Origin of the sequence: Streptomyces sp. NPDC001594, from assembly GCF_042893675.1 — a bacterium.
Taxonomy (GTDB): domain Bacteria; phylum Actinomycetota; class Actinomycetes; order Streptomycetales; family Streptomycetaceae; genus Streptomyces.
This window is the reverse complement of the sequence record NZ_JBIAVB010000002.1, coordinates 293,504-318,772: the sequence shown is the minus strand read 5'-3', so window position 1 is coordinate 318,772 and position 25,269 is coordinate 293,504. Positions and strand designations below refer to the sequence as shown.

The following is a 25,269-nucleotide window of genomic DNA, read 5'->3' as shown; positions in this document are numbered from 1 at the left end:
GAAGACGGCCTAGCGGGAGGTCTTCGGGGCGGCGGTCCGAGGGCGGCGCAGGGTGTAGATCACGGTCGAGATGCCGATGGCCAGGGCCAGGATGCGGGGCATCGGCTGCACGTCGTGGGGCAGCGCGCCGATCGCCACGACGACGGCGAGGGTGAGGGCGACGACCAGGGCGACGGTGATCACGGGACGGGACTGCATGGCGGTTCTCCTTCGGAAGGGTCTGCGGAAGGGGGGCTGCGGTCGGGCTGGGGGAGGGGGGCTGCGGTCGGAGCTGCGGTCGGGGCGCCCCGTGCGCCGGGGGAAGGCGCACGGGGCGGGGTCGGGTCAGGCGCGGGTGAGGAGGCCCTCGTGCCACAGGCGGCGGACGACGTCCTCGGCGACGGGGAGTTCGGCCGGGGTGAAGCGGGGGCGGGCCAGCAGCTCCGCGAGGACCGGGGCGGCCGCCCCGGGGAAGGTCAGCACCCGGTCCGCCAGGTGGATCAGCAGGTTCCCGCCCTCCACCACGGCCCGGAGCACCGTCTCGCGGTGGACCTCGAACACCGTCTCCCGGGTGATGGGCTCGTCGGCCAGCACCGCCGAGACCTGGCGCAGCGGCGCCGGGAACTGCCGGACGGCGGCCTGGGCCAGGAGGGCGGCCAGCTCCTCGTCGGAGCTGCCGGCGAACCAGTCGGCCAGACCCCGGCGCAGGTCCGCCACCGCCTCGGCGGCGGTGGCCGGGTCCCGGACGAAGTCCGCGGGGAACGTCGTACGGCCGGGCACGTCCACGATGCGCGCGAGCAGCTCGCCCAGCGCCCAGTGCTCGGTCCACGCCGTGAGGCTGAGGGTCAGGTGCAGGGAGGAGACGCCCTCGCTGCGCGCCGAGTGCACCCAGCCGCGCGGCAGCCACAGCACGTCACCGGGTTCGAGGGTGAGGACCTTCCACGGCTCGATCCCCTCCAGGCGCTCCGTCGTCCACTCGGGGCGCTCGCGCAGCCGGTCCCAGGACTCGTGGGCGAGCGGGGCGGGCAGCACCGGCTCGCGCAGGGTCCACACCTTGGTGCCCTCGACCTGCACGATGAAGGAGTCGCGCGGGTCGAAGTGGGCGGCGAACCCCTGCGACTTGGGCGGGGTGATGTACGCGTTGACGTGCACGGGCCGCGAGGTGTCGTGGGCCAGTGCGCGGGTGAAGCGGGCGAGGGGCTCGCTGTACTCCTGCAGGCCCTGCATCACCAGCGAGGCTCCCTCGGCGAGTTCACCGGCCGTCCGGCGCACGTCGGGCGCGTCCGCGTACATCAGGGTGGGGCGGGTGTAGCGCTGGTCGGCGATCTGGGCGCCGCCGCTGATCACCCGGAAGTCGGGCAGGCGGCGGCCGGACGCGGCGAGGCAGTCGTCCAGCGCCGCCCAGCCGAACAGGTCCGAGAAGGTCCCGGGGGCGCGGAAGACCACCGGCTCGGCCGGGGTGTCGGCGCGGAAGGCCTCCGGGTCGGCGGTCAGCCGGCCGAGGGCCGCGAAGGCCGGCCGGGACAGCCCGGAGGCGGTGGTGGTCGGGGTCGTGGTCGTCGTCATGCCGTCCTCGCTGCGGTCGGGAGGGGGGTGGGGAAGGAGACCGGGCCGGGAGCGGCCGCCGGGGTGGCCGCCGGAGTGGCCGTGGCCGCCGGGGTCGCGGCCCCGGCCTGGCGGGCCAGGAGCAGGTAGCTGCGCAGCTCGTCGAGCGTGCCCAGGCCGAGCCGGTTGTGGAGCATGTGGACGTGGGAGAACACGATCCGCGCCGTGTACGCGCCCGCCGAGCCGAGCGGCCCGGTGACCGCGTCCGACAGCGCCGCCCGCCAGGAGGCCAGCGGGCCCGGGGAGGAGGTGGCCCGTGCGATCAGGTCGTGGCCGTCGGCGGTGAGCCGGTCGGCCGCGATGACGCACTCCGCCTCCAGCGCCGTCAGCACCTCCTGCGGGTAGCCCGCCTTCAGCGCCCAGTCGCTCCAGGAGCCCGCCCCGAAGGCGGCGAAGAGACCGGCGTCGAGGACGGAGGCGGCCACGGCGGTGGCCCGCAGGGCGAGTGCCGTCCGCGCCCGGTCCGAGGGACCGGTGCGCAGGAAGGCCAGGCACAGCGCGCTCGAACTGCCGAAGAGGTCCTCGGAGACGCCGATCAGCCCCGGCCCGCCGTAGCGCCCGTACTCGGGGACGTACGGGGTCTCGTACACCCCGGGTGCCAGCAGCTCCCGCTCCTCGACGGGGACCCCGCCCTCCCCCGCCGTGGCCAGCCGCCGGGACTGGACGGCGAACCGGGCCGGGTCCACGGGCGTCTCGCCGGGCCGCAGGACGTTCGCGGCCGCGAGCCGCTCCCGCAGTACGCCGCCCAGCGCGGCAGCCTCCGGCTCCGCGAGGTCGCGGGCGCGCAGGCGGACGTGCGGGCCGCCCTGCCAGTAGCGCATGAAGAACCAGCTGCCGGGCGGGAGCGCGGCCGTGGCGGGACCGACCACCTCGGTGACGACGCGGTCGCCCACGGAGCGGTCCGGGGACGCCAGGTGCAGGTGCCAGGAGGTCCAGCTGCGGGCCGGGGTGTTCGGGGTCTCGTTCATGTCACAACCTCAGGTCCAGGGGGAGTCCGTTGAAGCGCGGGGTGCCGCTGATGACGGACAGCAGGACGGTCTCGTCGGGGGCGAGCCCCAGGGGCCGCTGGACGGCGAGCCCGTCGAAGGCGCGCGCCGGGCGGGCGTAGAGCCCGTGGGCGGCGGCGTTCAGGCACAGGCCCTGGGTGATCCAGCCGGCCACGTACTGGGCCAGGGTCCAGGCGCCCGGGCCGAGTTCGGCGACGAGCTCGTGCTGGCGCACGGAGCAGAACCAGACGGCGGAGGCGTGGCGGACGTCGCAGCCGTTGCCCGGGGCCAGGTGGTAGCCGTAGTCCCGCTCCAGGGCCGCCAGGGCGCCGGGGCCGGGGCGGTGCGGCAGCAGCCGGCCGCCGGTGAGGCGGTGGACGCCGTCCTCGAACCCGTCGGTGGCCTGCACGGCCACGGTCACGTTGACGTGCTCCGCGACCCGGCGCAGCAGTTCGCCCGGCGGCGGGACGGCGGCCCATGCGGCGGCGCCGGCGAGGGAGCCCCGCGACACCTGGCGCAAGCGGCCGGCCATGCCGGTGAGGCCGCGTGGCATGCGGCCGGAGCCGCGCTCCCAGAGGGCCTCGGCCCAGGAGAGGTCGCGGGCGGCGGCGTCCGGCGGGATCGCGGGGGTGAGGGGGGCGGGGGCGGTGGTTCCGAGGGCCGCCTGGGTGCGGTTGACCGCCAGGATCTCGTCGAGGGAGGGGTCGGGGAGGGCGGCCGCGCGCAGCTGGTCCCCGACCCGTGCTCCCTCCGGTTCCGGGGGCTCCGCCCGTGACCCCGCCGGCTCGGTCGGCTCGGCCAGGTCGATCGTCAGCGGCCAGCTCCATTCGCCGTCCGCCAGGCCCAGTTCCCTCAGGGATCCGCCCGACGCCGGGAGGGTCAGGCGGCCCCGCACGCCGAAGAGTTCCAGGCCCACCGCGAGCGCGCGCAGCGAGATGCCCAGTTCCAGTTCGGTGAGGGTGCCGCGCAGCGGGCCGTAGAAGGCCGGGAGCCGGGTGTAGCGGCCGGCCAGCAGGACGCGCCGGGCGGTGTCACGGGTGGTGCCCGGGAGTTCCGTCAGCGCGTGCCGGTGCACGTCCAGGACGCGGGCGGGGCCCTCGCCGGTGAGGAAGGCGTGCACCGGGAACAGGCTGCGTACGGACGGCAGGGCGCGGTGCTCGAAGTACGGGTTGGTCAGCTCGGCCCGCTGGAGCCCGAACGCCGCCAGCAGCGCCCGCTCCTGCGGCCGGTCTGCGCCCGTGACCCGGCCCGCCGGGAACGCGGCGCGCTCCAGCAGCTCGGTGGTCCCGTACGGCAGCGCCGCACCGGGCGCCCCGGCCGCCCCGTCGGGGAGCGGCCCGGAGGCCTCGGCGACCTGGGCCGGGGTGGGGAACTGCGAGCGGCCGGTGCCCTGCGCGTGGGCGTAGCGCAGCACGCGGCGGGACAGGGTGGCCGGCGGCGTCGACGTGCTCATCGGGGCCTGCCTCTCAGGGGAAGGGGTGGGGGTCGTAAGGGGCGCTGCGGTGTTCCTGCGGGGTGCCGCGCAGCGCGGCGGTGAGCCGGGGCAGGCCGGTGAGGCGCTGCTGGGCGTGGCCGAAGCACATCGGGAGGATCCCGGGCACGACCGCCTTGGCCACGGCCAGGCCGAGGTCGGTGTGGTCGCGGGTGGACTGGTCGACCAGGACGATCCGGTCCAGGCCGGCGTCGGCGAACCGGGCCCGTACGAATTCCAGCGCGCCCCGTACGGTCCCGCCGGCGGCCCGCAGGAGCCGGTCCGGCCAGCCCGGGAAGGCCTCCTGGAGGGTGACGCGGGGGCCGCCGAGGACGGCCGTGACCCGGGGCAGGGTCTCGGGCCGGTTGTAGAGGTCCACGTGGTCCTCCAGCAGGTCCACCTGCCAGGGGTCGGCGACCATCGCGGCGCCCGCCTCGGGGTCGGCCGGGGGCCGGGTGCACATCTGGGTGAGTTCCCACAGCGCGGCGCGCACCGCGGACTCGGGGTCGGCGCCGGAGCCGGCCGCGGACCAGCTGGCGGGGTGGCCGCCGGTGCGGTTGACGGCCATCGCCCACACCAGGGGGATGTCGATGTCCTGGGTGGCGACCAGCAGGTGGGCGTCGTAGCCGTGGATGTCGATGGTGTCCAGGAGCCGGCGTGAGACCGGGTCGGTCAGGCTCGCCGGGTCGATGGCGGGCAGCGGCCGCGCCCGGTGCCAGGACAGCAGGAACGCGTCCCGCTCGGCGAGTTCGAGGAGGGAGTGCAGGGCCGCCTCGGTGAGCCCGGAGCCCAGGGCGCAGCCGCTGGAGGAGTCCGGGAAGTGGCTGCGGCGCCGGTCGGCGTGCTGGTCGCGGCGGGCCCCGTGACGGTCGTGGCGGTGCAGGTACTCGTAGCGGTAGAAGCCGATCTCGGCCGGGACGAGGGTCGGCTCGCCCGTGGCGAGGTCATGGCCCCACACCCAGTCCATGGGGGTGTCGGGGGTGCTCGGGATGACCCGGGAGAGGGGGTGGGCGAGCTGCTCCTCGGTGTACGTGCCGAGGGTGACCGGGTCGAGGGCGCGGTCGGCGACGTCCCGGTAGGACAGGCCGGTGAGGACCTGCCCGTGGTGCGGGAAGCTGCCCATGCGCTCGTACGCCTCCAGGACCGCGACGGACTCGGCGCGGTCGAAGGTCAGCGCCCGGCCGTAGCCGTGCGCGGGCGACTCGGGCAGGACGGCGTTGCTCATCGCGTACGGGGCGTCGAGGTCGCGCATGACCTGGAGGACCGGGCCGAAGCGCTGGTCGACCAGGCGTCGGCGCAGCACCCCCGGGGCGAGCAGCGCGTCGCCGCCGGTGCCGCGCACCGGGTCGCCGGGCGAGGCGGCCGGGTCGTCGAGGACCAGGCGGGGCGGGCGGGCCGCCGGGTCGGGGGCGGGGGCCGGGGCGGCGCACACGGCGCAGTTGAAGGTGCGGACGATCCGGTGGCGGGAGATGCCGGAGCCGCCCGCCGCGAGGAGCTCGCCGGGGGCGAGGGGGGCGGTGGTGAGGGTCTCCAGGGCCGCCGCGAGCGCCTCCGCGAGGAAGGGCCGGGGCGGTCGGGCCCCGCGCACGGGCTGGTCGATCCGGTCGGCCAGCGGGTGGTCGACGGCGATCCGAGCCCGGGTCTCGGCGCAGCCGGGGCACCCGGAGTCGGTGCCGGGCGCCCACAGGGGCCCGATCAGGGCCTCGTCACCGGCGATCCGGACCGACAGGTACGGCCGCCCGTCCGCGAGGGCCCGCCGGTACAGCTCCCGCTCCCGGCCGAGGGCCCAGCCGGTGTGCAGGACGACGTCCCCGGCGTCCAGCCCGGCGGCCCGGGCGTACGCACCGAGCAGCCCGGCGAGATCGGGGAGCGTGGCCGACGTGTCGAGGCCGGCCGGGCCCGCCGATGTTTCACGTGAAACGACGCCCGGAGCGGCCGGGGCCGCGGGGGTGGGCAGGAGGTCGGGGGCGGTCGTCATGCCAGGACCTCCTTCGGGAGGGCTTCCTCAAGCGTGTCCGTGGCCGGGCGGGCCGTCACCGTGCCGAACCACAGCGGGGTCTCGCCCGCCACGGGATCGGCGGTGCGGAGGCCGGCCGGGGTGAGCCAGAGCCGGGTCTGGGCGGCCAGTGCGGTCAGCTCGGCGGGGCCGGCGTGCAGCAGGGCGCTGGTGTCGGGTCCGGCGGTGACGAGTTCCCGCCCGCGGATCCGGCGGGTCTGGACCCGGGTCAGCGCCGTGCTCAGGGCGGCGACGGCCGCGGCGGCGCGGTCGGGGCCCCAGGCGGAGGCGACGTCGTGGCCCGTGGCCCGGTCGTGGACCACGGCCAGCGGCCAGTCCACGCCCGGCACCCGCAGCAGTCTCAGCCCGACCGTGAGGAACTCGTGGTCCTCCAGGGTGCGCCAGAGCACCTGGGCGGCCTGGTCGAGGTCCTCGAACGCGGGGGTGTCCCCGGCGGGTTCGGCCCGTGCGGCGAGCAGCCGCAGGGTGCCGTCGAGCAGCCAGCCCTGCTCGCTGGTGCCCGCGGCGGCGACGGCCTCGGGGGCCGTCCGCTGCTGGGCGCGCAGGGCCGCGAGGGCGGCGGCCACCGAGGAGGAGCGCTGGTTGGCGCCCCAGGCGGCGACGGAACCGGGGGTGCCGTCGCGGTGCTCGGCCTCGGCGACGCCCAGCGGCAGCTGGGGCAGGTTCTCGGGGGTGACCAGGGCGAAGGGGCCGGTCCACCGGGCGCCGACGGCCTGGACACGGGCCACGGCCTCGTCCAGGCCGTCGGCCGGGCCCGCCGCCGGCAGCGGGGTCAGGTCGAGGCGGGAGGCGTTGAGTTCGGCGCCGTGGACCACGTACGCGCCCGCGTCGGGCGCGCCGGCGGTGCCGGTCAGCACCCGGTAGGCCAGCTGCCCGGCGAGGGCTCCGGCCAGCGCGCCGGCGGCCGCGCCCAGCGGGGCGGCGCCGGGGGCGTCCACCCAGTGGCCGACACGGGCGGCCACCGCCTCCAGGCGTCCGGAGGCGCCGGAGAGCTGCGGGCCGACGAGGTGGAAGCGGGTGTCCTGGCGGACCGGCACGACCGGGCAGCCGGGCGGCAGCAGCGCGGCCACCCGCGCCAGCTCGGTGCCGAGCAGCTCGCCCGGCGCGCAGACGATCGCCACGTCGGCCGGCACGGTGGCGGCCGTCGCGCCGGGCGCCGGCGTCGCGGCGGGCGCCGGCGTCGCGGCGGCCGGCGGCGTCGCGGCGGACTCCGCTTCCGGCCGCGCCGTCCCCGGAGCGGTCGCCGCCGGGGCGGACTCCGCGCCCAGGACCAGCAGTTCCGCGCCCAGCCGGTGGGCCGCGTCGGCCGCGGCGGCGTGCTCCTCGGCGGGTACGGCCAGGACCAGGCGGCCCGCGCCGGTGCGGGCGAGGCCGCGGGCGGCGGGCAGTACGGCGGCGGCCGGGCCGGCGACCAGCACCGTGGCGGCGCGCAGCCGGGCGAAGGCCGCGTACGGGTCCTCGTGCAGGGTCTCCAGGTCCGCGAGGACGTCCCGGTACCGCTCGCGGGTCTCCGCGTCCGGCTCGGGGACGCTCAGCGCGTCGAGGTGCAGGAGCAGGCCCTGGCGGCTGAAGGTGTTCAGCAGGGTGGCGACCACGGGCCGGGCGGCCTCGCTGCCGAGGGCCGCGACGAGGGAGTCCTCGTCGGCGCCGTCCTCCAGCAGCGGCACGCACACGTCGGCCACCCGGAACAGCGCCGCCGGGCCGCGCACCACGAACGAGGTGCCCTCGGCCCCGAAGTAGACGCCGTCCCGCACCGGTGCGTAGTGCAGGGCCGGGCGCAGCCTCATCCTCATCATCGCTCTCCCTGGTCCTTGTCGTCGGTGGGCCCGTCGCCGGGCCGGGTGTAGGTGAACCGTCCGCCGGACGGCCTGCTGATCTCGACCGCCCACTCGTAGGCGTGCGGTGACGCGCCCGCGGCGGGCAGGGCCTCCTCCACGAAGCCGCTGCCGTCGCGGTCGAGGAACCGCGGCAGCACACGGCCGAGCAGGGCGCTGGTGAGGTCGACGTACTGCGGTTTGCGCTGCTTGGCGGGTCCACGGCCCGAGCCGGCCCCGGCGTTGCCGGCCGGGGCGGGCTTGAGGACGACCTCGGCCGGCACCCCGTGGCGGGCGCGCCAGCGGGTCAGCGCCAGCAGCCGGTCGGCCTCACCGGGCCCCTGCTTGACGGCCTGCTCGAAGTCCTCGCCCGGGTACCAGCGGCGGCGCTGGAGGACGACCGACCCGGCGAGCAGCCGGGGCGTGGCCGGCTCGGTGGCCACGCCGCCGATGCCGGGGCCGCCGAGACCGCCGGGCATGCCCAGGTCGGGCAGCAGCCGGCCGCCCATGACGAGCCAGTTGGCCAGGCGCAGCGGCGGCGGCAGCAGTTCGGGGTGGCCGGTGCCGAGGGTGAGGACGTGCAGCGGGCGGCCGTCGGCGTCCTCGACGTGGAGCCGGTCGAGGTCGGGGTCGTGGACGAGCCGCAGCCCGTACCAGTCGTCGGCGCGCAGCCGCCGGTCGAGGACGGGCGCGTGGGCGTTGACGCTGACCCCGTGCAGGCCGCGGTCCTCGGCGAGGACGGTGCCGTGGGTGGCGTGCCGTTCCGTCAGGCGGCGGCGCAGCCGGGACAGGGCCTGGCCGCCGAGTTCGGCGTCGTGGCCGAGGAAGCGGCCGTAGAGCATGCCGTGGCCGGGGTAGGAGTCGTTGACGACCAGCCGGTCGCCGGCCGGCTGGACGAGGACGCTGTAGGCGACGGCGTCGCGGCGGAACCGGTCGGGCAGCGGGGCGGCCAGCTCCGCGAGCCACTCGGCGTCCCACACCACCTCGGTGTCGCCCGCGCGGGCGGCGAGGTCGGCGCGGAGCGCGCCGAGCATCCGGGTGCGCAGGGCGCGCAGCGGCGTGAGGCTGTCGCTGCCCGCGATCACCCGCTCGTTGACCGTGCGCACCAGGTGGCGGGCGTGGTCGGTGAGGTTCACGGAGGCCCCGCGGCCGTGGAGTTCGACGAACACGTCGGTGAGCACGGCGCGGATGTCGTGCAGCCGGTCGAAGGCGGACAGGAACTCCATGGCGTGCGCGAGGTCGCGCAGCTGCCGGTCCAGGCCCCGGGTGTCGACCTCGGCCGGGGGCAGGAGGTAGTTCTCGGAGACGGGGAGGACGGCCGGGCGGCGGGTCTCCTCGGTCAGCGCCTTGGTGTGGGCGTCGATGCCGCGCAGGGCTTCGGCGCGTTCGGCGTGCCCGGCGTCGGCGAGTCCGGCGAGGGCGGTGCGCAGGGCTGCGTGGCGCGCTTCCCCGGCGAGGGGGTCGGCGGCGCAGTCCTCGGGGCCGTCGGTGGTGCACAGCAGCCCGGCCTTGAGGGAGCCCAGGACGACTCCGGCGGCCTGCTCCGGGGTGGTGCCGAGGGTCCGGGCGAGGTCGCCGGCGATCGAGCCGACGGTGCGGGGGCCCATGTCCGTGGCGTTCAGGAGCCGGCGCAGGGGTTCGGTGAGGGCGGTCGACAGCAGCCGGCTGCTGTCGTCGCCGGCCTGCACGAAGGAGATCCGGTCCGGGCCGGGGCCCGGGGAGAGGCTGGGCGACTGGCGCACCCAGGTGCCGGGGCCCGGCGGGAGCGCGGGGTCGGCGGTGCGGGCGACGTAGCCGAGCATCGCCTGGTCCAGGTGCGGGAAGGAGCGGGCCCCGGCGAAGGACACCTCGTCGGGGCGGGCGCCGTCGGGGGAGGGCACGGCCAGGCCGACCGCCGTGAAGCGGGCGAGGGGGCTGGTGCGCATCATGGCCCGGGTCACGTACTGGAGCAGCCCGCGCTCGGACTTGGCGGCCCGCGAGAGGGTGCCCTCGCGGTAGCCGACGGCGGCCCGGTGCACCTCGGGGGCCAGCAGCGCGAGCGAGCGCAGCAGGTCCTCGTCGCCGAGGAGGCCGGAGAGGGTGCCGCGTTCGCGGGCCAGGGCCCGGGGGTGCTCCTCGGCCGCCTCGGCGAGGAGGCCGTCGCGCAGGACGCGCAGCTCCAGCCAGGCGAGGAACTCGGCCGGGGCCGGGTCCGGGAGCCGGGCCGGGACCTTGTCGTTGTGCACGGCCCGGCGCACGGCGACCAGCGCGGCCCGCTCGTCGGCGGGGGCGGCGCCGATCCGCTCGTAGAGGGCGTCGGTGCAGGCGGCGGCCCGCACGGCCAGCTCGGCCTCGACCCGGGCCAGCTCGTCGAGGACACCGGCGAGGGCCGGATCGGCGAGCCGGGTGCGGCGCAGCGGGTTGACCCGCAACATCCACACGGGCTCGACCCCACCCCCCGGCGCCCCCGGCAGGACCGCCGCCGAGGCCTCGACCAGGGGGCCGCCCCCGGCGGTGGCCTGCGCGGCGGCGGTTCCGGCGGCGGTGGCCCGCAGGGCCGTCGCCGAGGCGCTCACCAGGGGATCGCCCCCGGCGGTGGACTCCGTGGCGGGCTCCCGCAGAAGGGTCGCGGAGACGCTCACCGGGAGGGCGCTCCCGGCGGTGGCCTGCGCGGCGGCGGTGGCCCGCAGGGCCGTCGCCGAGGCGCTCACCAGGGGATCGCCCCCGGCGGTGGACTCGGTCGGGCGTTCTTCTGTGATCGTCACCGGAAGTCCTTCCGGATCCGGTGCGTGCGCGCCGCGACGCACAGCAGCAGGCCGCCCACGACCCAGGCGCCCAGCACGAGGGCGACCCGGCCGAGTTCCCAGCTGTGCGCGGGCTCCAGCGCGGCCATGTCGTCGGGCAGCAGCGCCGCCCGCATGCCCTGGGCCATCCACTTCAGCGGGAAGACCGCGCCGATCCGCTGCACGGTGTCCGGCAGGCCGGAGAAGGAGTAGTAGACCCCGGAGACGAACTGGAGCAGGACGAACGGGAACTGGACGGCCGCGGTGATGGTCCGCCGGTCGGTGATCAGCGAGCCGACCGCGATGCCCAGCAGGGCGGTGGCGGCCGAGCCGAGCAGGAACACCCAGGCCAGGGTGGCCCAGCGGCCGGCGGTGGTGGGCAGCTGGAAGTCGAAGACGATGACGGCCAGGGCCAGCACGGCGACGGACTGGAGCAGCGCCAGGACCAGCACCAGGACGGTCTTGGCCAGGAAGTAGGAGCCCGTCGCGAACGGGGTGCCGCGCAGCCGCTTGAGCGAGCCGTCGCCGCTCTCCAGGGCGATCCCGGTGGCGAGGACGCCGAACGCGGCGGACATGACGCCCGACGCGAGGACGCCGGCCACGACCACGTCGTGCATGGAGACGGTGTGGTCGCCGGCCTTCATCGTGAAGATCGAGCCGAACAGCAGCATCAGGACCACGGGCAGGGCCATGTTCATGGCCACCGCGGTGCGGTTGCGGAAGAAGACCCGCAGCTCGGCGCGGGCGCGCAGGACCCCGGTGCGCAGGACGCCCGGCAGCGGGCCGCGGGCCGTCACCGCGCCGATCGGCGCCTTCGCGGGGGCCGCCGCGGCGGTGGCGAGGGAACCAGCCGCACCGGCGGCACCGGCGGAGCCGCCGGCTTCGAGGGTCGGGGTGGGCGTCATCGGGTCCTGCTCCTTTCGTGCGTGCCGTCGCCCTCACGGTGGCGGCCGGCGTCCTCGATCAGCCGCAGGTAGCGGCTCTCCAGGGAGGGGCGGCGGATCTCCAGGCCGGGGACGTCCGTGCCCAGCCGGGCGCGCAGGTCCTCCAGGACGGGGCCGACCTCGGTGGTGGTGACGGTGCGGGTGCGGCCGCCCTCGCGCCAGGACACCTCGGTGCCCGCGTCGCCGCCGCCCAGTTCGGCGGGCGGCGCGACCTCACGTACCCGGCCGGCGGCGAGGACCGCGACCCGGTCCGCGAGCCGTTCGGCCTCGTCGAGGTAGTGGGTGGTGAGCAGGACGGTGGTGCCCTCGTCGCGCAGCCGCTCGATCATGGCCCAGCAGTCGCGCCGGGCCTGCGGGTCGAGGCCGGTGGTCGGCTCGTCGAGGAACAGCAGCTCGGGGCGGCCCACGACCGCGAGGGCCAGGTCCAGGCGGCGGCGCTGGCCGCCGGAGAGGGAGCCGAGGAGGGCCTGGGGGCGGTCGGCGAGGTCCACCAGCTCCAGCGCCTCCCGGACGGGCAGCGGGTCGGAGTAGCACAGCCCGATCTGCTCGACGAGTTCGCCGACCCGCCAGCCGTCGTGGTCGGTGCCGCTCTGCTGGACGATGCCGATGCGGTTGCGCCAGGCGCGCCCGGCCTGGCCGGGGTCCTCGCCGAGGACGCTGACGGAGCCGCCGGAGCGGTGCCGGAAGCCCTCCAGGATCTCGATGGTGGTCGTCTTGCCGGCGCCGTTGGGGCCGAGCACGCCGAACACCTCGCCGCGGCGGACCTCCAGGTCGACGGAGCCGACGGCGACGTGGGTCCCGTACGCCTTGTGCAGGCCGGAGGTCCGGATGGCGAGGTCGCCGGCGTCCCCGGCGGTGGCCGTGGCCGGGGCCGGGCCGGCCACCGGCGTGCTGAGCGGGCTCATGCCGCCTTCCTCTCCGCTGCGCGCCGCAGCCGCTCGCGCCAGTCCTCCCCGTACACCTCGTCGACGGTCTCGGCGATGGCGAAGCACAGGTAGTAGCGCTGGATGGGTGTCACGCCGAGCAGGGGGAGCCGGCTGTAGAACAGGTTGATGAGGAGCCGGTACGAGGCGAACCAGGACGGCGTCCGGTCCGCGACCCGGCTCTCGGCGATGGTCGCGTGGAACTCGCTGCGGCCCTCTCCGACGGGGCCGCGGTGTCCGGGCGGGGCCGTGGACGCGCGGTCCTCGACGGGGGCCAGCCCGTCGAGCAGTTCGGCGCTGAGGTCGCCGCGGGCCGCCGCGGTGTCGAAGACCCCCATGCCGTAGGCGAACGCCGCCCGGAACTCGGCGGCTTCGGAGCTCTCGGCGCCGTCCCGGGCCCGCTCGACGACCGCGCGCAGCATGGGCGCGTCGGCCTCGCGGCGGCGGGCGAACGAGGGGCGCGGGTCCTTGACGGAGCTCGCCCAGTGCAGGAACGCCTCGGCGTGCGAGCGCAGCGAGAACACCCCGTAGGCGGGGCCGCCGGGGTGGGCCGTGCACAGGGCGGTGAACGCCTCGGCGAGGGCCGTGACGGGAACGCCTGCGTCCCGGCCGGCTGCGAGGTCCATCAGCCGTGCCAGGGGGGTGAACATACGGGTCAGCGCCAGGTCGCGGGGGTCCTCGAGGGCTTCGGGCCAGGTGATGCCGGGGTGGCGGTCGAAGAAGCCGAGGGTGCCGCGCGGGTGCAGCGGGAGGTAGGGGGGCTCGACGCGTTCCAGCCGGCCCAGTTCACGGGCCTGGGCGAGGTACTGCTCCCCGGTCATGGGTTCCGGGAGGTCCTCCAGCCGCCAGTCGACGGAGCCGGCGATCTCCCGCCACGGAATTCCGTCCGGGCCGCGGGCGATCAGCTCGACGTGCGGGCCGTGCTTCCAGCCACGGGCCAGATAGGCCACGGTGGCGTTGTGCTCGATGCGCAGGGACCGCACCACCGGTACCATCACCTGCGAAATCCATGAGGGTCCGATCGGTGATTGCGCATGAAAGCGCAGGCCGATCGTGCGCTCGTTCGGGGCGCCTTCCACGTGTGTCACCTCTCGTACGGGATTACGTCGTCAGCAGCAGGACGAACCGGACGACGACGAGGAGCAGCACAGCCAGCTGCCCAGGTTGGAAGCACCCATCTCGGGGAGGGCGACGCCGTCGACGACGTCGAGAATCTCCAGGTCCTCCAGCTCGAAGGAGGCGAAGTCCTCGGCGGTCAGGTTGTCCATGCGAATTCCCTTTCTTTTTCTCGGCTTCCACGGATACAGCGGGGCAGGCGCCCGCCCGCCGTCTCGCGACGGAGGGCGGGGCGCCTTGCTCGGTCGTGCCTGCGGCGTACCGCCGTCGTCAGCTCAGCAGCAGGACGAGGAGGACGACGAGGAGCAGCACAGCCAGTCACCGCTGGAGGCGCCGACCTCGGGGAGGGCCGCACCCTCGGCGACGTCCAGGACCTCGATCTCCTCGAGCTCGAAGGAAGCGAAGTCCTCGGTACCCAGGTTCTTGTCCATGTGAATTCCCTTTCAGGTTTTCCGTTTGCCTGGCCGGTCGGCCTGACGAGAAGAATCATTGCCCGCTCGAATCGGCTTCCGGAAGCCCTCGAGGACTTCCCCTGACACAGGTAATGGCGCCCCGTTACATTCGTCACGCGGGCCTTTCACACCTACGCGCGCGCGATTCCCCTGACTGTCCCGTGAGCGTCCCGCCAGGCTTTGGAATGACATATGTCACGACCTGGCGTGACCCGTGTCAGCCGTTCTCCGGAAAACCTTGTCCGGCCCCCCTTCCGCGATCGAGCATGCGAGGGACTCGGCTTCACAGGGAACGGAAATGACGGCGTGACCGGACCATCCACTGCGCAAGGGCACTACGTCTCCCGGATACTCGGCGTACTCGCCGGGGACCCTGGGCGGGCGCGCTTCCAGGGCCGGGCCGGCTCCCTCGACGGGGCCGCGCTCGTCCGCTCCGCGCACCGGGCCCACGAGGCGCTCCGCGCGGCGGGCGCCGGGCCGGGCACCATGGCCGGGATCCTCACCGCGGCCAACCACCCGCTGACCTTCACCGCCCGGTACGCGGCCCACCTGCTGGGCGCCGGGGTGATGTACGTGCGGTCGGTGAACCCCGGCTCGGACCTGCCGCTGCCGGCCGCCGAACAGGCCGCTCTCCTCGCGGAGTGCGGGGTCTCGGTCCTCGTGACGGGCCGGGCCCACGCCGCACGCGGCGCCGAGCTCGCCGCGCTGCTCCCGCGGCCGACGGCGGTCACGGTGCTCGACGACCCCCGCGCCGAGGAGGGCGGCGAGACCCCGGAGGGTCCCGCCCCCCACACCCCCGACTGCGCGGTGGTCACCTACACCAGCGGCAGCAGCGGCCGGCCCAAGGGCGTACGGCAGTCCTTCGCCGCCTGGAACCGGCTCGTGCTCGACGACGCCGCCTCCCTCGCCGGACGGCCGCGCGAGCGGATGCTGATCGTCACCCCGACCAGCCACACCGTCGCCGTCATGGCCGACGTGGTCCTGGCCGCCGGCGGCTCCCTCGTCGTCCACGAACGCTTCGACGCCACCGAGGTGCTGCGGGCCCTGGCCGCCGAACGGATCACCCGGGTCTACCTGACCGTCCCGCAGCTGTACCGGCTGCTGGACCACCCGGACACCCCCGGCACGGACCTGTCCGCCCTGCGCCAGCTCATCTACAGCGGCTGCACGGCCTCACCGGCCCGACTGGCGGAGGCCGTACGGGTCTTCGGACCCCGCCTGGTGCAGTGCTACGGCTCCACCGAGGCCGGCCGGATCACCCTGCTGGACCAGCTCGACCACTTCGAGCCGGAGCTGCTGCCCAGCGTGGGCCGTCCCTTCCCGGGCGTGGAGGTCCGCGTCTGCGACCCCGCCACCGGGCAGGAGGTCCCCCCGGGCGAGTGCGGCGAGGTCCAGGTCCGCTCCCCGTACGCGATGGCCGGCTACCAGGGGCTGCCCGCCGAGAGCGCCGCCGCCCTGCTGCCGGACGGCTGGCTGCGCACCGGCGACCTCGGCCGCCGGGACGCGTACGGCTGCCTCCACCTGGCCGACCGCATCGGCCGCGTGATCAAGGCGGCCGGGGTCAAGGTCCGGCCCGCCGAGGTCGAACGCGCCCTGCTGACCCACCCCGCCGTCGCCGACTGCGCGGTGTTCGGCACCCCCGACCCGCACACCGGCGAGGCCGTGCACGCCGCCGTGGTGCTGCGCGTCCCCTGCGAACCCGACGAGCTGCGGCGGCACGTCGCCGGAGCCCTCTCCCCCGCCCACGCCCCCGCGCGGATCGTGCGGTGGCCCGAACTCCCCCTGACCGAATCCGGAAAGCCCGACCACAGGCGCCTCGCGGGCGCGGCGGTCTCCGGCGCGGCCTCGAACTGAAGAAGAAAGCGAGCTGACATCGTGACGACTTCCACGACCCCGACCCTCCTGGCGTCCCCCCAGGCCCACCTGGCGTTCTTCACGGACCGCGCCGCCGCCGCGATCGCGGACGGCAAGCGGGAGTTCCTGGAGCTCGGCCGCCGGGCCGGCCGCTTCCCCAGCGCCTCCACCTCCACCGACCCGGCCGACGCCACGGCCGAGATCAGCGTCTGGTGCAGCAACGACTACCTCGGCATGGGCCAGCAGCCGAAGGTCATGGCGGCGATGCGCGAGGCGCTGGAGCGCTTCGGCGCCGGCTCCGGCGGCTCCCGCAACATCGGCGGCACCAACCACGTCCACGTGCAGCTGGAGGCGGAACTCGCCGCGCTGCACGGCAAGGAGGCGGCGCTGATCTTCACCTCCGGCTACACCGCGAACGACGGCGCCCTGACGGTGATCGCCGGAGCGGTCCCGGACTGCGTGGTCTTCTCGGACGAGCTGAACCACGCCTCGATCATCGACGGGCTGCGGCACAGCGGCGCCGCCAAGCGGATCTTCCGCCACAACGACGCGGCGCACCTGGAGGAGCTGATCGCGGCCGAGGACCCCGAGCGGCCCAAGCTGATCGTGCTGGAGTCGGTGTACTCGATGTCCGGCGACGTCGCGCCGCTGCGCGAGGTCACCGAGATCGCCCGCCGGCACGGAGCGACGGTCTTCCTCGACGAGGTCCACGCGGTGGGCATGTACGGGCCGCGCGGCGCCGGCATAGCGGCCCGCGAGGGACTGGCCGACGAGATCGACGTGGTCATGGGCACCCTCGGCAAGGGCTTCGGCACCGCGGGCGGCTACATCGCGGGGCCGGTCGCGCTGATCGACGCCGTACGGACCCTGTCGCGGCCGTTCGTGTTCACCACCTCCCTCCCCCCGGCGGTCGCGGCGGGCGCGCTGGCCGCCGTACGCCACCTGGCGGGCTCGGACACCGAGCGGACCGCGCTGCACCGCAACGCGAAGCTGCTGCACGGGCTGCTGCGCGAGCGCGGCATCCCGTTCCTGTCGGACGAGTCGCACATCGTGTCGGTGCTGATCGGCGAGGACGCGGCCTGCAAGAAGGCCTCGGCGCTGCTGCTGGAGCGGTACCGGATCTACGTGCAGTCCATCAACGCGCCGAGCGTCAGGACCGGTGAGGAGATCCTGCGCATCGCCCCGGGGGCGCTGCCCGAGCCGGCCGAGGTGGAGAAGTTCGTCGAGGCCCTGGACTCGGTCTGGCTGGAACTGGGCCTGCCGCGGACCGGCGCATGAGCCTCGCCTCCCCGCCGGCGTCCGGGTCCGTGGCCTCCGTCCTGGCGGAGTCGGCCGCCCGCAGGCCCGCGCACCCCGCGCTGGTCTTCGGGGACCGCTCCTACTCCTACGCGGAGCTCTGGGACGGCGCCCTGCGGTACGCGGCCGCGCTGCGCGCCCGGGGCCTGGGCGCCGGGGACCGGGTGGCGCTGCTGCTGCCCAACTCCCCTGCGTTCCCGATGGCCTACTACGGGATCCTGGCCCTGGGCTGCACGGCCGTACCGGTGCACGAGCACTCCCGGGCCCCCGAGATCGCCCACGTCCTGCGGGACTCGGGCGCGGCGGCCCTGGTGTGCGCCGCGTCCCTGCTGCCCGAGGCGGCCGCCCCCGCCCGGGCGGCGGGGACGGCGCTGCTCGTCGTCTCCGACGGGGAGGCCGACGGCGGTGCCGGTGCCGATGCCGGCACGGGCGCCGCCGCCGGGGAGTTCGCGCCGCTCGACCGGGAGGCGGAGCTGGCCGAACCCCTGGCCGGGGCCGTCCCCCGGGCCGCCGGGGACATCGCCGTCGTCCTCTACACCTCCGGGACCACCGGCGCCCCGAAGGGCGTGATGCTCACCCACCACAGCGTCCTCATGAACATCACGACCACCGCCCGCACCCCCTTCGCCTTCGGCGCGGACGACGTCCTGCTCGGCACCCTGCCGCTGTCCCACACCTTCGGCCAGATCTGCGGGATGGGCGTGTGCTTCCACGCCGGCGCCACCCTGGTGCTGATGTCCCGCTTCTGCGGCACCCGCGCGCTGGAGCTGATGGACGACCACCGCTGCACGGTCGTCATGGGCGTCCCCACCATGTACCTCGCCCTGTTGGACGCGGCGGCCCGCGATCCGCGGCGCCCCCCGCTGGAACGGGCCTACTCCGGCGGCTCCTCGCTGCCCCCGGCGGTGCTGCGGCGGGTCGAGGAGGTGCTGGGCGCACCCGTCTACGAGGGGTACGGGCTCACCGAGACCTCCCCCAGCGTCAGTTACAACCAGCCGGGCCACGAGCGCCGCCCGGGGACCGTCGGCCTGCCGATCCCGGGCGTGGAGGTCGCCATCGCGGCGGCGGACGAGCCGCGGAGGATCCGGCTGCTGCCGGCCGGGGAGCGCGGGGAGATCGTGGTACGCGGGCACGGCCTGATGGCCGGCTACCTGAACCGCCCGGAGGCCACCGCCGAGGTGCTGGTGGACGGCTGGCTGCGCACCGGGGACATCGGCGTGCGGGAGGAGGACGGCTACCTGCGCGTCCTGGACCGCAAGAAGGACGTGGTCATCCGCGGCGGCTACAACGTCTATCCGCGCGAGGTGGAGGAGGTCCTCCTCGGCCACCCGTCGGTGGCGCAGGCCGCGGTGGTCGGCGTCCCCCACGAACGGCTCGGCGAGGAGGTCTGCGCCGTACTGCGGGCCGTCCCGGGCGTACGGCCGGATCCGGGGCTGGCGCAGGAGATCGCCCTCTGGAGCGGGGAGCGGCTGGCGCGGTACAAGTACCCGCGCCGGATCGTCTTCACCGAGGCCTTTCCCGTGGGCCCCACGGGGAAGATCCTGAAGTCCGAACTGGCCGGATTCTTCCGGTAGACCGCCGCGACCGGTCTGCGCGGGAGGGCCGGTAGACCCGCTGCGCGAAGATGTAAGACCCACGCACTCAGGAGGCAACACCCGTGGAAAAGACCGCCGCCCGCCCCGTCATCCGGACCCGACGGGACCAGCTCAAGAACGGTGGCCGGGCATCGCTCATCGGCACCGCCTTCGGCGTGATGTGGTTCGCCCTGGGACAGGCCGTCGTCCACGGGGCCGCCCGCCCGTTCGTCCTCGCGGCCGGGGCCCTCCTGTTCGCCGCGAGCGCCGCCACGGTCGTGCGCCTGTTCCTCCTGGCCCGGAGCACCCCCGCGAGCGTGAAGGGCGCGCCCCCGGCGCCGGGCGGCGGCGGCCCGAAGTTCCTCACCGTCCTGCTGGTGGAGGTGGCCGTCCTCGGCGCGGGCAACAACTACATACGCACCACCCTGGACCGCCCCGAGATGATGCTCAGCTGGTCGGCCCTGGTCGTCGGCGCGCACTTCTTCCCGCTGGCCCGGACCCTGCGCGCCCCGATGCTGCGCTGGGTGGGCGCCGCGATGCTGGCCACCGTCGCCCTCGCCGCCGTCGCCGTGCTGGCGCTGGGCGCGGACAAGGAGGCCTGGCGGTACGTGCCGGGCCTGGGCTGCGCGGCCGTGCTGTGGGCGGGTACCGCCTTCAGCGGGCTCCGGGCGGGCCGCAAGGCCTGACCCGGCCCGCCGGGGCGGTGCGGGGTCAGGCCTCGCGGCCCGGGCGGAGCCCGGCGGGCGGCCGCCTCAGATCCAGCCCTGCTCCACGGCGATGCGGGCCGCGTCGAAGCGGTTGCGGCCGCCGAGCTTCTTGATGGACGCCGAGGTGACGTTGCGTACGGTTCCGGCCGCCAGGTAGAGCTCCGCCGCGATCTCCTTGACGGTGGCCCCGCCGGCCGTGAGCCGCAGCACCTGGGACTCCCGAGTGCTGAGCTTCGTCACCGGACCGGCCCCCGGCGAGCCCAGCCCCATGGCGCTGCTGGCCAGGGAAGGGGCCATCGTCACGCAGCCGGCCGCCACGCCCTTGAGCGTGGCGATGAGCCGGGGCAGGCCCGTGTCGGCCGGAACGATGCCGTGTACTCCGGCCGCCATCGCGCGGCCTACCACGGCAGGGCGATTTCCGGCCATCATGAGCACGATTCCGCACCCGGGCACCCTGGCTCGTACCGCCGCCGCGAGACGCAGTACGTCATCGCCCACCGGGGTGTCTTCCAGGAGAACGACATCGGGCGAATGACGGTGGACAAGTGATAGGACGTGCTGCGGATCGGTCTCCGCGGCGAGCACCTCTATGCCGCCGGCCGACCGCAGGGCCTCGACGAGCGCCTCGACAAAGAGAATCCGGCTGCCGCCGACTATGACGCTGATAGCCATGTGAATCCCCTGAATGAACCGTGGGGCCGTGTTCTACCGTTCGGTTTCCACGGTCCAGCCACTGAGCTGTTGGGTTATCTCCAGTGCCCGGCGGCAAATGATGTCGCCTGACGCCGGTGGTTCCGGCCCGTCGTTGACGGTCTGGAACAGGACGAGCTCGACGCGCCCGTCACGAGGGCGGACCGCCACGTGTTCCAGGCCGTCCGCCGGCGTGGCCACGGACCGCAGCAACGAGGCGAGAAGGAGCGGATCCGGCGGGCAGCCCGTCATGCTGGCCGGTGCGCGCAGGGAAACCGCGGTCATAAGCATGCGAGTCGACTAGTCCCAGTTCTGGTTGACGAAGGAGACGAAGGAGGCCCCCACCGGCGCGTCCATGTCCGGGGCGACGATGTCCCAGTTCTGGTTCCCGGCCTCGACGGCCACCCGGTTTTCCACGCCCTGCCCGTCGGCGTGGGCCGTACCGAAGAGGAACAGGCCGGCGGCGAGAGCGGCGATACAAGCGGCACCGGAGACACGACGGAACTTCAGCATGGTTTTCCCCCTGGAAAAGCGTTCGTAAAGCGGGAGCCAACCGGGCGTTCGGCACCGGGTGCTCCTTCGTTCTGCAACCAGCTTGCTTTACGGCGGACCCCCACCGGAAGCAGATCCGCTGGCAGGAAGAACCCCGTGGCAGCTCGGTGCCAACCTCGCAACGGACGGCACGTGGAAGTAGCCATCCACCTGCGGCGTCTCATATGTTGGCGGGTATCGGCGCGGCTCAGTGCAGAGTGAGCGGCGGGGGACCGAAGAGGAACGACAATGCTGGAACTACTGGGACTGGACGCACAAACAGCGGATGTGTACGGACTCATGCTGGCGAATCACGCATGGGGCGTCACGGAGATCGCACGCCGGCTCCGCCTCACACCCGCCGACGTGCGGGAGTCACTGGAGAAACTGACCGATCTACGCCTTTTGCACAGATCGGCCGTCACGGACGAACTCCAGCCCGCCGACCCGGCGTTGGGTCTGCGCGAGCTGCTCAACGAACGCAAGCGGGAGCTGGAGAGCAGGCAGGAGGCGGTGGCCCGCTGCGAAGCCGACATGGCCCAGCTGGTCAGCACCTACAGCGAGCTCTACACCGGCCAGGCCCAGCGCCACTCCCAGCAGTTCCTCGGCGTCGAGTCGGTGCAGAACCGGATCAGGGAACTGTCCACCGAGGCTACCTCCGAGTGCCTGACCTTCAACCCCGGCGGCGCGCAGTCTCGAGCGAGCCTCGAGGCCAGCAAACCCCTGGACCGGGACTCCCTCGACCGCGGGGTCCGGATGCGCACCGTCTACCTGGACAGCGTCCGCAACGACGCGGTCACCACCGAGTACGCGGAGTGGCTCACCGACCTGGGCGGCGAGGTGCGCACGGTGCCCTCGCTACCCCTGCGCATGCTGATCTTCGACCGGAAGACGGTCATCGTCCCGGCCGACCCGGAGAACACCCGCAAGGGCGCCGTCCAGCTGACCGAACCGGGCGTGGTCGTCGGCCTGGCCGGGCTGTTCGACCAGATCTGGGAGTCGGCCGTACCGCTGGGCACCCGCCAGGACCGCGACGACCGGGGCCTGACCCGCCAGGAGAAGGAGCTGCTGCGCCTGCTGGGCAGCGGGCTCACCGACGAGGCCGCCGGCCGCCAGCTGGGGCTGTCCCTGCGCACGGTGCGGCGGATGATGGCGGAGCTGATGAAACGTCTCGGCGCGGGCAGCCGCTTCGAGGCGGGCCTGCGCGCGGCCCAGCGCGAGTGGGTCTGACCTGACGAACTCCGCCGTACCGGTGGGACACGCGCCCACCGGTGGCTAGCGTCCCCCGGGGGATCGGAAGATCGCCGAAGCCGACGACGATCAGTGCCGGGGGACGTGACAGTGGACGAGCAGGACGATCTGGCGCGGCGGTTCGACGCGCACCGGCCCCACCTGCGGGCGGTCGCCTACCGGATGCTGGGCTCGCTCGGCGACGCCGACGACGCCGTGCAGGAGACGTGGTTCAAGCTCAGCCGCTCCGACGTGGGCGCGGTGGAGAACCTGGGCGGCTGGCTGACCACCGTCGTGGGCCGGGTGTGCCTGGACATGCTCCGCTCGCGCGCCACCCGGCGCGAGGACTCCCTCGACGCGGCGGACGCGCCGCCGCGGATGCCCGACCCGGTGGTCGGCGACCCCGACCGGATCGACCCCGAGCAGGAGGTCCTGCTCGCCGACTCGGTCGGCATCGCGCTGATGGTCGTACTGGAGACCCTGGCCCCGGCCGAGCGGCTGGCCTTCGTCCTGCACGACCTGTTCGCCGTGCCGTTCGACGAGATCGCCCCCCTGGTGGAGAAGTCCTCGGCCGCGACCCGCCAGCTCGCCAGCCGTGCCCGGCGCCGCGTCCAGGGCGCGGCGCCCGCCCCCGACAGCGACCCGGTCCGGGTGCGGCAGGTCGTCGACGCCTTCCTGTCGGCCGCCCGGGGCGGGGACCTGGAGGCCCTCGTCGCCGTCCTCCACCCGGAGGTCACCGCACGCTCCGACGGCGGCGCGCTGCTGCCCGGCGCCGTGCTGCGGGGGGCCCGGAAGGTGGCCTCCCAGGCGATCACGTACGCCCGGTACGCGCAGGACGGCCGCCCGGTCCTGGTCAACGGCACCCCTGGGGTGCTCGCGCTCGACGCGGAGGGGCGGCCGGTGTCCCTGATGGCCTTCACCGTCCGGGACGGACTCGTCACCGCCCTGGACTTCCTCACCGACCGCGACCGCCTCGCCCGCCTCGGCCTGGGAGCGGCCTGACGGCGGCCCGCCCCGCCGGCCCGCTACCCCTCCGGGAGCGGGGACGGCAGTTCCAGCCAGACGGTCTTGCCCGGCCGGGCGCCGTCGGACAGCGGCGCCGACCCCCAGTTCTGCGCCAGGTGGTTCAGCAGCACCAGCCCGTGCCCTCCGGGCCGGGAACGGTCCGGTGCGGCCCGGGGCCTGGGCGGTTCGGGGCTGTCGTCCGTCACCTCCACCCGCAGCCGCCCGTCCGGGCCGTGGCGCAGCACCAGCTCCCGCGGTCCTCCGGCGTGCAGGCAGGCGTTGGTGACGAGCTCCGACACCAGCAGGAGCACGTCTTCCTCGGCCTCGGTCCCGGGCGCCCAGCGCCAGTCGGCGAGGGCGTGGCGGGTGAAGTCCCGGCACCGGGTGACGACGCCCGCCGTGGCTCCGCCCAGGACCAGCCGCCTCGTCTGTTCCGCCACCGGCGCACTCCCGTCTACGGCCTCACCCGTCCCCTCGGCGCCGCACCTACCCCCGACCAGGATGGACAAATCCCACGGTTTCGGCCACCAGGTCGCCACAGCCGCCCCACAGTGGTGCCCCAGCACCGCCGGAACCCCCGCCGGAGTGCGCCCCGCGGCGCGGGGACGGGGCCCGGCGGGGGCCTCCCGCCGCCTTCCAAGCGGGGTCCCGAAGGCACGCGAAAGGCCCCCACCAGGGGTTTTCGGCCGCTCTCCCCCGTGGAGCGGCCGGTCCGGGCGACGCTAATCCGGCCCCGCGCGCACCGTCGAGGAAGGCCGGCCCGATCCGTCAAGTCCTTCCGCCGCCACCCCGGGCCCGCCGCGCCCGCGGGCAGCCCTCTGTCCACATCCTGGACAACTACCCTCGGTATATGAACACAGATGCCGACGCCCTCCGCACCGTGAAAGACGCCGACCGGAAGCACGTCTTCCATTCCTGGTCGGCCCAGGAGCTCATCGACCCCCTCGCCGTCGCCGGGGCCGAGGGCTCGTACTTCTGGGACTACGAGGGCAACCGCTATCTCGACTTCTCCAGCGCGCTCGTCTACACCAACATCGGCTACCAGCACCCCAAGGTGGCCGCCGCCATCGCGGAGCAGGCCGGGAAGCTCTGTACCGTCGCGCCCGGCTTCGCCGTGGACGTCCGCTCCGAGGCGGCCCGGCTGATCGCCGAGCGCACCCCCGGCGACCTCGACAAGATCTTCTTCACCAACGCCGGCGCCGAGGCCGTGGAGAACGCCGTCCGCATGGCCCGGCTGCACACCGGCCGGCAGAAGGTGATGTCCGCGTACCGCTCGTACCACGGCGCCACCACCACCGCGATCAACCTCACCGGCGACGCCCGCCGCTTCGGCAACGACAGCGCGACCGCCGGCGTCGTGCACTTCTGGGGCCCCTTCCCCTACCGCTCCCCCTTCTACGCCGGCGGCGAGGCCGAGGAGTGCGAGCGCGCGCTGCGCCATCTGGAGGACACGGTCGTCTTCGAGGGCCCGCAGTCCATCGCGGCGATCATCCTGGAGACGGTCGGCGGCGCCCCCGGCGTGCTCGTGCCCCCGGACGGCTACCTGGCCGGCGTCCGCGAGATCTGCGACCGCCACGGCATCGTGTTCATCCTCGACGAGGTGATGGTGGGCTTCGGCCGCACCGGCAGGTGGTTCGCCGCCGAGCACTGGGACGTCACCCCCGACCTGCTCTGCTTCGCCAAGGGCGTCACCAGCGGCTACGTACCGCTCGGCGGCGTCGCCATCTCCGGCGCGATCGCCGAGACCTTCGCGCGCCGCCCCTACCCGGGCGGACTGACCTACTCCGGGCACGTCCTGGCCTGCGCCGCCGCCGTCGCCACCATCAACGTGATGGAGGAGGAGGGCGTCGTGGAGCGGTCGGTCCGCACCGGCGCCGAGCTGCTGGGCCCCGGCCTGCGCGCGCTCGCCGAACGGCACCCGTCGGTGGGCGAGGTCCGCGGTCTGGGCACCTTCTGGGCCCTGGAACTCGTACGGGACGCCCGCACCCGCGAGCCGCTCGTCCCGTACAACGCCTCGGGCGCCGAGAACGCTCCCATGGCGGCCTTCGGCGCGGCCCTGAAGAAGGGCGGCCTGTGGCCCCTGCTCGCCGGGAACCGGATGCACGTCGCCCCGCCCTGCACCATCTCGGCCGAGGACGTGGCCAAGGGGCTGGCCATCCTCGACGAGGCCCTCACCGTCACGGACGCGCACATGGCCTGAGCTGCACGCTTGTGGGGTCGCCCAAGCCCCGGGGGACGGTGTTCGGAGGTTCCGTGCGGTGGTCAACCCCCCGTACACATGGTGCAATCCCGTCAGTACTTCAGTACGACTCA

The 25,269-nt window shown here is 74.9% G+C and carries 23 protein-coding genes; 7 read left to right on the top strand and 16 right to left on the bottom strand.

Annotated elements, in window-relative coordinates; translation table 11 throughout:
- Positions 1 to 9 precede the first annotated feature (9 nt).
- The 12 genes from ACFY0O_RS05000 to ACFY0O_RS04945 all read right to left on the bottom strand — a co-directional run bounded on the left by ACFY0O_RS05000 (position 10) and on the right by ACFY0O_RS04945 (position 14,048).
- Positions 10 to 198, bottom strand: a complete 189-nt coding sequence (locus ACFY0O_RS05000; protein WP_358891353.1) for a hypothetical protein — start codon at positions 196 to 198, stop codon at positions 10 to 12.
- A 126-nt stretch (positions 199 to 324) separates the two neighbouring features.
- The gene (locus ACFY0O_RS04995; protein WP_388942897.1) at positions 325 to 1,545 is read right to left on the bottom strand and encodes a JmjC domain-containing protein; all 1,221 of its coding nucleotides are present in this window, start codon (positions 1,543 to 1,545) and stop codon (positions 325 to 327) included.
- Positions 1,542 to 2,552: a thiopeptide-type bacteriocin biosynthesis protein gene (locus ACFY0O_RS04990; protein WP_388942894.1), complete on the bottom strand. Its 1,011-nt coding sequence runs from the start codon at positions 2,550 to 2,552 to the stop codon at positions 1,542 to 1,544. The genes ACFY0O_RS04995 and ACFY0O_RS04990 overlap by 4 nt, the downstream gene beginning before the upstream one ends.
- 1 nt (position 2,553) lies before the next feature.
- Complete coding sequence (locus ACFY0O_RS04985; protein WP_388942892.1) at positions 2,554 to 4,023, bottom strand: hypothetical protein; 1,470 nt, start codon at positions 4,021 to 4,023, stop codon at positions 2,554 to 2,556.
- A gap of 13 nt (positions 4,024 to 4,036) precedes the next feature.
- The gene (locus tag ACFY0O_RS04980; RefSeq protein ID WP_388942890.1) at positions 4,037 to 6,019 is read right to left on the bottom strand and encodes a TOMM precursor leader peptide-binding protein; all 1,983 of its coding nucleotides are present in this window, start codon (positions 6,017 to 6,019) and stop codon (positions 4,037 to 4,039) included.
- Positions 6,016 to 7,854, bottom strand: coding sequence for a hypothetical protein (locus tag ACFY0O_RS04975; protein WP_388942888.1), 1,839 nt, complete (start codon positions 7,852 to 7,854; stop codon positions 6,016 to 6,018). The genes ACFY0O_RS04980 and ACFY0O_RS04975 overlap by 4 nt, the downstream gene beginning before the upstream one ends.
- Positions 7,851 to 10,616: a hypothetical protein gene (locus ACFY0O_RS04970; RefSeq protein WP_388942885.1), complete on the bottom strand. Its 2,766-nt coding sequence runs from the start codon at positions 10,614 to 10,616 to the stop codon at positions 7,851 to 7,853. Before ACFY0O_RS04970 ends, ACFY0O_RS04975 begins: the two co-directional genes overlap by 4 nt.
- On the bottom strand, positions 10,613 to 11,539 hold the full coding sequence (locus ACFY0O_RS04965) for an ABC transporter permease (protein WP_388942882.1): 927 nt from the start codon (positions 11,537 to 11,539) through the stop codon (positions 10,613 to 10,615). Before ACFY0O_RS04965 ends, ACFY0O_RS04970 begins: the two co-directional genes overlap by 4 nt.
- Complete coding sequence (locus ACFY0O_RS04960) at positions 11,536 to 12,483, bottom strand: ABC transporter ATP-binding protein (protein WP_388942879.1); 948 nt, start codon at positions 12,481 to 12,483, stop codon at positions 11,536 to 11,538. The genes ACFY0O_RS04965 and ACFY0O_RS04960 overlap by 4 nt, the downstream gene beginning before the upstream one ends.
- Entirely contained in the window at positions 12,480 to 13,496 is a 1,017-nt protein-coding gene (locus ACFY0O_RS04955; protein WP_388943457.1) for a hypothetical protein, read from the bottom strand. Before ACFY0O_RS04955 ends, ACFY0O_RS04960 begins: the two co-directional genes overlap by 4 nt.
- A gap of 114 nt (positions 13,497 to 13,610) precedes the next feature.
- Positions 13,611 to 13,769, bottom strand: a complete 159-nt coding sequence (locus ACFY0O_RS04950; protein ID WP_094191377.1) for a thiazolylpeptide-type bacteriocin — start codon at positions 13,767 to 13,769, stop codon at positions 13,611 to 13,613.
- A gap of 123 nt (positions 13,770 to 13,892) precedes the next feature.
- On the bottom strand, positions 13,893 to 14,048 hold the full coding sequence (locus ACFY0O_RS04945) for a thiazolylpeptide-type bacteriocin (RefSeq protein WP_358891363.1): 156 nt from the start codon (positions 14,046 to 14,048) through the stop codon (positions 13,893 to 13,895).
- A gap of 327 nt (positions 14,049 to 14,375) precedes the next feature.
- On the opposite strand from ACFY0O_RS04945, the gene ACFY0O_RS04940 reads away from it, so the two are divergent.
- The 4 genes from ACFY0O_RS04940 to ACFY0O_RS04925 all read left to right on the top strand — a co-directional run bounded on the left by ACFY0O_RS04940 (position 14,376) and on the right by ACFY0O_RS04925 (position 19,479).
- The gene (locus ACFY0O_RS04940; RefSeq protein WP_388942876.1) at positions 14,376 to 15,923 is read left to right on the top strand and encodes a class I adenylate-forming enzyme family protein; all 1,548 of its coding nucleotides are present in this window, start codon (positions 14,376 to 14,378) and stop codon (positions 15,921 to 15,923) included.
- A 69-nt stretch (positions 15,924 to 15,992) separates the two neighbouring features.
- Entirely contained in the window at positions 15,993 to 17,201 is a 1,209-nt protein-coding gene (hemA, locus tag ACFY0O_RS04935; RefSeq protein ID WP_358891664.1) for a 5-aminolevulinate synthase, read from the top strand.
- Positions 17,198 to 18,793: a long-chain fatty acid--CoA ligase gene (locus ACFY0O_RS04930; protein WP_388942874.1), complete on the top strand. Its 1,596-nt coding sequence runs from the start codon at positions 17,198 to 17,200 to the stop codon at positions 18,791 to 18,793. Before hemA ends, ACFY0O_RS04930 begins: the two co-directional genes overlap by 4 nt.
- 83 nt (positions 18,794 to 18,876) lie before the next feature.
- On the top strand, positions 18,877 to 19,479 hold the full coding sequence (locus tag ACFY0O_RS04925; protein ID WP_388942871.1) for a hypothetical protein: 603 nt from the start codon (positions 18,877 to 18,879) through the stop codon (positions 19,477 to 19,479).
- Positions 19,480 to 19,545: 66 nt separating this feature from the next.
- Here ACFY0O_RS04925 and ACFY0O_RS04920 read toward each other — a convergent pair whose 3' ends face one another.
- Genes ACFY0O_RS04920 through ACFY0O_RS04910 form a run of 3 tightly spaced genes read right to left on the bottom strand, consistent with a single transcriptional unit; the run spans position 19,546 to position 20,703 of the window.
- Entirely contained in the window at positions 19,546 to 20,172 is a 627-nt protein-coding gene (locus tag ACFY0O_RS04920; RefSeq protein WP_358891367.1) for a response regulator transcription factor, read from the bottom strand.
- Between the two features lie 33 nt (positions 20,173 to 20,205).
- Positions 20,206 to 20,481, bottom strand: a complete 276-nt coding sequence (locus ACFY0O_RS04915; protein ID WP_358891368.1) for a hypothetical protein — start codon at positions 20,479 to 20,481, stop codon at positions 20,206 to 20,208.
- Between the two features lie 9 nt (positions 20,482 to 20,490).
- Complete coding sequence (locus ACFY0O_RS04910; RefSeq protein ID WP_388942867.1) at positions 20,491 to 20,703, bottom strand: hypothetical protein; 213 nt, start codon at positions 20,701 to 20,703, stop codon at positions 20,491 to 20,493.
- 318 nt (positions 20,704 to 21,021) lie between these two features.
- Here ACFY0O_RS04910 and ACFY0O_RS04905 point away from each other — a divergent pair, with 318 nt between their 5' ends.
- Both ACFY0O_RS04905 and ACFY0O_RS04900 read left to right on the top strand, forming a co-directional pair.
- Positions 21,022 to 21,951, top strand: a complete 930-nt coding sequence (locus ACFY0O_RS04905) for a LuxR C-terminal-related transcriptional regulator (protein ID WP_388942864.1) — start codon at positions 21,022 to 21,024, stop codon at positions 21,949 to 21,951.
- Positions 21,952 to 22,062: 111 nt separating this feature from the next.
- Positions 22,063 to 22,953, top strand: coding sequence for a sigma-70 family RNA polymerase sigma factor (locus ACFY0O_RS04900; protein WP_388942862.1), 891 nt, complete (start codon positions 22,063 to 22,065; stop codon positions 22,951 to 22,953).
- A gap of 23 nt (positions 22,954 to 22,976) precedes the next feature.
- Here the strand turns inward: ACFY0O_RS04900 and ACFY0O_RS04895 are convergent, their stop codons facing one another.
- Complete coding sequence (locus tag ACFY0O_RS04895) at positions 22,977 to 23,396, bottom strand: ATP-binding protein (protein ID WP_388942859.1); 420 nt, start codon at positions 23,394 to 23,396, stop codon at positions 22,977 to 22,979.
- Between the two features lie 410 nt (positions 23,397 to 23,806).
- On the opposite strand from ACFY0O_RS04895, the gene ACFY0O_RS04890 reads away from it, so the two are divergent.
- Positions 23,807 to 25,156, top strand: a complete 1,350-nt coding sequence (locus ACFY0O_RS04890; RefSeq protein WP_388942856.1) for an aspartate aminotransferase family protein — start codon at positions 23,807 to 23,809, stop codon at positions 25,154 to 25,156.
- Positions 25,157 to 25,269 lie beyond the last annotated feature (113 nt).

Bases quoted from the DNA above. Each gene is read 5' to 3' on its own strand.
- ACFY0O_RS04965 (WP_388942882.1), bottom strand. From the start codon at position 11,539: ATGACGCCCACCCCGACCCTCGAAGCCGGCGGCTCCGCCGGTGCCGCC.
- ACFY0O_RS04945 (WP_358891363.1), bottom strand. From the start codon at position 14,048: ATGGACAAGAACCTGGGTACCGAGGACTTCGCTTCCTTCGAGCTCGAG.
- ACFY0O_RS04985 (WP_388942892.1), bottom strand. From the start codon at position 4,023: ATGAGCACGTCGACGCCGCCGGCCACCCTGTCCCGCCGCGTGCTGCGC.
- ACFY0O_RS04905 (WP_388942864.1), top strand. From the start codon at position 21,022: ATGCTGGCGAATCACGCATGGGGCGTCACGGAGATCGCACGCCGGCTC.
- ACFY0O_RS04890 (WP_388942856.1), top strand. From the start codon at position 23,807: ATGAACACAGATGCCGACGCCCTCCGCACCGTGAAAGACGCCGACCGG.
- ACFY0O_RS04980 (WP_388942890.1), bottom strand. From the start codon at position 6,019: ATGACGACCGCCCCCGACCTCCTGCCCACCCCCGCGGCCCCGGCCGCT.
- ACFY0O_RS04995 (WP_388942897.1), bottom strand. From the start codon at position 1,545: ATGACGACGACCACGACCCCGACCACCACCGCCTCCGGGCTGTCCCGG.
- ACFY0O_RS04975 (WP_388942888.1), bottom strand. From the start codon at position 7,854: ATGATGAGGATGAGGCTGCGCCCGGCCCTGCACTACGCACCGGTGCGG.
- ACFY0O_RS05000 (WP_358891353.1), bottom strand. From the start codon at position 198: ATGCAGTCCCGTCCCGTGATCACCGTCGCCCTGGTCGTCGCCCTCACC.
- ACFY0O_RS04930 (WP_388942874.1), top strand. From the start codon at position 17,198: ATGAGCCTCGCCTCCCCGCCGGCGTCCGGGTCCGTGGCCTCCGTCCTG.
- ACFY0O_RS04960 (WP_388942879.1), bottom strand. From the start codon at position 12,483: ATGAGCCCGCTCAGCACGCCGGTGGCCGGCCCGGCCCCGGCCACGGCC.
- ACFY0O_RS04915 (WP_358891368.1), bottom strand. From the start codon at position 20,481: ATGCTTATGACCGCGGTTTCCCTGCGCGCACCGGCCAGCATGACGGGC.
- ACFY0O_RS04950 (WP_094191377.1), bottom strand. From the start codon at position 13,769: ATGGACAACCTGACCGCCGAGGACTTCGCCTCCTTCGAGCTGGAGGAC.
- ACFY0O_RS04920 (WP_358891367.1), bottom strand. From the start codon at position 20,172: ATGGCTATCAGCGTCATAGTCGGCGGCAGCCGGATTCTCTTTGTCGAG.
- ACFY0O_RS04955 (WP_388943457.1), bottom strand. From the start codon at position 13,496: ATGGTACCGGTGGTGCGGTCCCTGCGCATCGAGCACAACGCCACCGTG.
- ACFY0O_RS04910 (WP_388942867.1), bottom strand. From the start codon at position 20,703: ATGCTGAAGTTCCGTCGTGTCTCCGGTGCCGCTTGTATCGCCGCTCTC.
- ACFY0O_RS04990 (WP_388942894.1), bottom strand. From the start codon at position 2,552: ATGAACGAGACCCCGAACACCCCGGCCCGCAGCTGGACCTCCTGGCAC.